The sequence below is a fragment of the Winogradskyella wichelsiae genome, assembly GCF_013403925.1.
Lineage (GTDB): Bacteria > Bacteroidota > Bacteroidia > Flavobacteriales > Flavobacteriaceae > Winogradskyella > Winogradskyella wichelsiae.
This window is the reverse complement of the sequence record NZ_JABFDJ010000022.1, coordinates 1-3,255: the sequence shown is the minus strand read 5'-3', so window position 1 is coordinate 3,255 and position 3,255 is coordinate 1. Positions and strand designations below refer to the sequence as shown.

6 protein-coding genes are annotated in these 3,255 nt (G+C 26.8%); 1 reads left to right on the top strand and 5 read right to left on the bottom strand.

The features are described 5' to 3' along the window. Positions 1–218: 218 nt before the first annotated feature. The 3 genes from HM985_RS16885 to HM985_RS16875 form a co-directional block, all read right to left on the bottom strand. Positions 219–572, bottom strand: coding sequence for a hypothetical protein (locus tag HM985_RS16885; RefSeq protein WP_179377387.1), 354 nt, complete (start codon positions 570–572; stop codon positions 219–221). Between the two features lie 155 nt (positions 573–727). Further along, entirely contained in the window at positions 728–1,192 is a 465-nt protein-coding gene (locus HM985_RS16880; protein ID WP_179377386.1) for a hypothetical protein, read from the bottom strand. A 796-nt stretch (positions 1,193–1,988) separates the two neighbouring features. Next, positions 1,989–2,261 (bottom strand): hypothetical protein, encoded by a 273-nt coding sequence (locus HM985_RS16875; RefSeq protein ID WP_179377385.1) that lies wholly within the window; start codon positions 2,259–2,261, stop codon positions 1,989–1,991. A gap of 23 nt (positions 2,262–2,284) precedes the next feature. Here HM985_RS16875 and HM985_RS16870 point away from each other — a divergent pair, with 23 nt between their 5' ends. Continuing rightward, entirely contained in the window at positions 2,285–2,458 is a 174-nt protein-coding gene (locus HM985_RS16870) for a hypothetical protein (RefSeq protein WP_179377384.1), read from the top strand. Here the strand turns inward: HM985_RS16870 and HM985_RS16865 are convergent. Both HM985_RS16865 and HM985_RS16860 read right to left on the bottom strand, forming a co-directional pair. Further along, positions 2,436–2,621 carry a hypothetical protein gene (locus HM985_RS16865; protein ID WP_179377383.1) on the bottom strand — a complete coding sequence of 62 codons (186 nt, stop codon included), beginning with the start codon at positions 2,619–2,621 and terminating at the stop codon, positions 2,436–2,438. The genes HM985_RS16870 and HM985_RS16865 overlap by 23 nt on opposite strands. A gap of 30 nt (positions 2,622–2,651) precedes the next feature. Next, a complete protein-coding gene (locus HM985_RS16860) occupies positions 2,652–3,116 on the bottom strand; it encodes a hypothetical protein (RefSeq protein WP_179377382.1) in 465 nt (154 codons plus the stop codon). Between the last annotated feature and the right edge of the window lie 139 nt (positions 3,117–3,255).

Here is a 3,255-nt window from a genome sequence, read left to right as displayed (position 1 = left end):
CAAATTTTTCTTTATTTTTATTCAAGAATTGTGAGTTTTAAATGAAGTTCCGATTTTTTTTAAATGTTTTACAACGTTTATGTATAAGGAAAGTTGCGTGTTTGTGTGCGAGGATTTTCCGAAGGAAAATCAGAAGCTAGCAAACGAGCAACTAACTTTGGTTTAGGTAAAACTAGCAATTTTTTTTATACGGTGTTAGGCACTGGTTTTTTATTTTTTCATCTATAATCTGGCAAATTATTCCACTTATCAAGCATTTTAGCAAAAAAGCTAGCGGAATAAGTCGTTTCGTAATTCAGTCCGAGACTCCCAACTTCCAAATCTCCAAACATAAAAACTATCTGTTCTATTTGGTCAGTATTTAGGTCAATCAGATAAAAGTCCGTTTCTATTTCATTCGATTTATTATGCAATTCAGGCTTTAGAATTTTGTTTTCCGTTAATATTCGGTCAATTTCAGATTCAAGTTCCGTCAACTTATTTATTCCGAGTTGCTTTTTAGTTTCTTTTAGCGTTCCAAAATCAAGTACGTTTCCTTCTTTCGTTATTCTATTATATTCTTCTGTTCGCATTTTTGGTCAACTTGTGCCTAACGTGTTTGTGTAAGATTAGTTGCGTGTTTAAGTAACTAATTTAGCAAATAAAAACCGAATAGAATATTCCGCAGGAATATTCGTAAGTAGGCTAGAACTAGCAATTAATTTTACACGATGTTAGCCATAGTATTTTATTCTTCTATCGTCGATTTTACTTGTTCGATTGCGATTCCAATATTTTTTTTATTTAATGGAATTCGAAACGTGATATTTCCGTAAAGATGCTCTTTAAATTCTGTTGAATTAGAAATGCAATTATTTATTTTATCAACTACTAATTTGTCAAGTTTGGAATAGACTTTTATTTTTTCTTTATTTTCTCCGCTATATGAGTTTTCAGGCGAGACCAGATAATAGTCTATATTTTTAATTTCAGCGTAATCTTTTGTTACTTCCTGTTCAGGCGTATGTTTTTTGAAGTCAATTGAAACTTCAATAAGAGATTCCTTATTTTCAAATTTCTTATTTATTCGATTCAGATTATTCAGCACGAATTCATAAGTCTCAAGTTGTATTTCTTGAACACTACACTTTTCGGTTTGGCAAAAAATCAGATTAGAAAAGATGATTGATAAAATCAGAATTACATTTTTCATTGGTTCAATTTACTGGGTAATATCAATTTTCGTTCCGTTTCTCATATTATGGCTAACGGTTAGTATAAGAATAGTGCGGTTTTGTGTGCGAGGATTTTCCGAAGGAAAATCAGAAGCAAGCAAACGAACACTTTCCTTTCGATTAAGGAATAAAGTTAAGCATTATTTTTATACATTGTTACCTTGCGTTTTTAAATTTAGGTTTCTAATTGCGTTTTGTTTTTCTTTTTTTTATAGCGTTTCAAATTTTCAGGAAAGAGTAGGTTCGGTCACTTTCTAAGTCAGCTTAAAATATTTAATTATCCGCAATCAATTTCGGTCAGTTATTCAGTCAGCGTACTGATTTTTTTATTTTTATTTATTCTGTAAACTTGCTAAATTTCCGCAACTATTTTTTTTAAGTTTTAATTTGGTTAAGCTCTTTAAAAAACTTTATTTTTTCTCGAAAAATTCACATTTGAGTGAGCTTTTTTTTTAATGCAAGGTAACGGTTACAGTATATAGTTAGTAAGGGTTTAATATAAACTAATTATGTATTATGACTGAATTAAAAAAACAAACTGAATTTAATATTAACAAAGAAACCCTTATTAATTATATACTTTGTTAGCAAATCTTTTTATTATTATGGCTCAATCTGACGAAGCTCAAAAAGAACTTTCTGATTTTACAGAATTTACTATTATATATTCTAAATTAAAGAGCTTGGAAAATAAAATTAAATTAGATAAAAAAGAAGTAAATCAACACGATTTAAATCAATTAAATATATTCGTTCATTCTTTAGAAAAAAAGTTTAAATCTTATTATAAAACTCATTGTCAATCCAAATAAGAAGATAATTAAAAGGTTCTAATCTTTCAGTTTTATATCCTTTTTCAAACATTTCTATAAGTTCATTTATTTGATTTTCTATAACCTCAGTACTGATATCTTTTTCGTTTATTCTATCAAGTAAGTGAATTATCTCAATCTTAATAAATTCCATTTCTTTGATTGAATTAGAATCTAATAAATTATCTAACTTTTTTCGTATATGGTCTTTGTAGTCTTTTACTGTTATTTTCATTATTAACTAAAATTTAAATTATTATGGATAAAAATTGTATTTCTATTATTTCGTTTCATCCTGACAACGAATTTTGTAAAGATGTTCTTAAGTTAGCTCAAAAACACGGCTACAATAATGTCAATATTGATACTTCTGAAATTAACAATGACGAGCCTCGTTTGGTTATGGTTGTTAATGATGAAATTGAAGCATAGTGTCTAAAAACATTTTTTCACCTGAATTTTTGAAAGCATCGTAATGAGCCATTACGGCAACTTTAAATTCTCTTGAATTATTGTTTTTTAAAAGTTCTTTTTTTAATTCTAACTTTTCTTTTAAATCGTTGGAATTATAATATTCATTTATTAAATCACTCATTATTAACTAAAATTTAAATTATTATGGCAACTACTTTTTTTCAATCATTAAAGAATCTTCTAAAAACTTTATACGAATTGTCGCATTATCCAGATTTTGTTTTTGGGTTTCGATGTTTTGCTCTTGGTACTTTATTTCCTCATTTAGTTCTAATAATTGTTGATTTGTTTCGTTAGAATTATTAAACAAACTATATATAGAAATACATATAGCTATAAATGCTAATATGTTGCTAAAGTTATTCGTTGCAATTCTCTTTAATCTTAATGATTTAAAAGATTTAAAATTAATACCGTCTTCATTTAAAATATAGCTTCTTCCTATATGATTATTTAATAGTTTAACATCTTTTATTAAAAATTTTATTATCGAATGGGATTTATTATTATTACCTGTTGTTTTGTCTAAGTCGTGTATGTAACCTATATTATCGCTTCTTTTTTGAAGTTCTGATATGAATTTTTTTGATATTTTTTCGATTTCCTTTATATCCATATCGTTTACTCTACCTTTCTCCCCATAACAGTGGTTAAATGTTTGCTAACAATAGTATATATAACATATGTTCTATATACACCCAAATATAAGATATATATAACATATGTTATATATATCCTTTATATATTCTTAAATG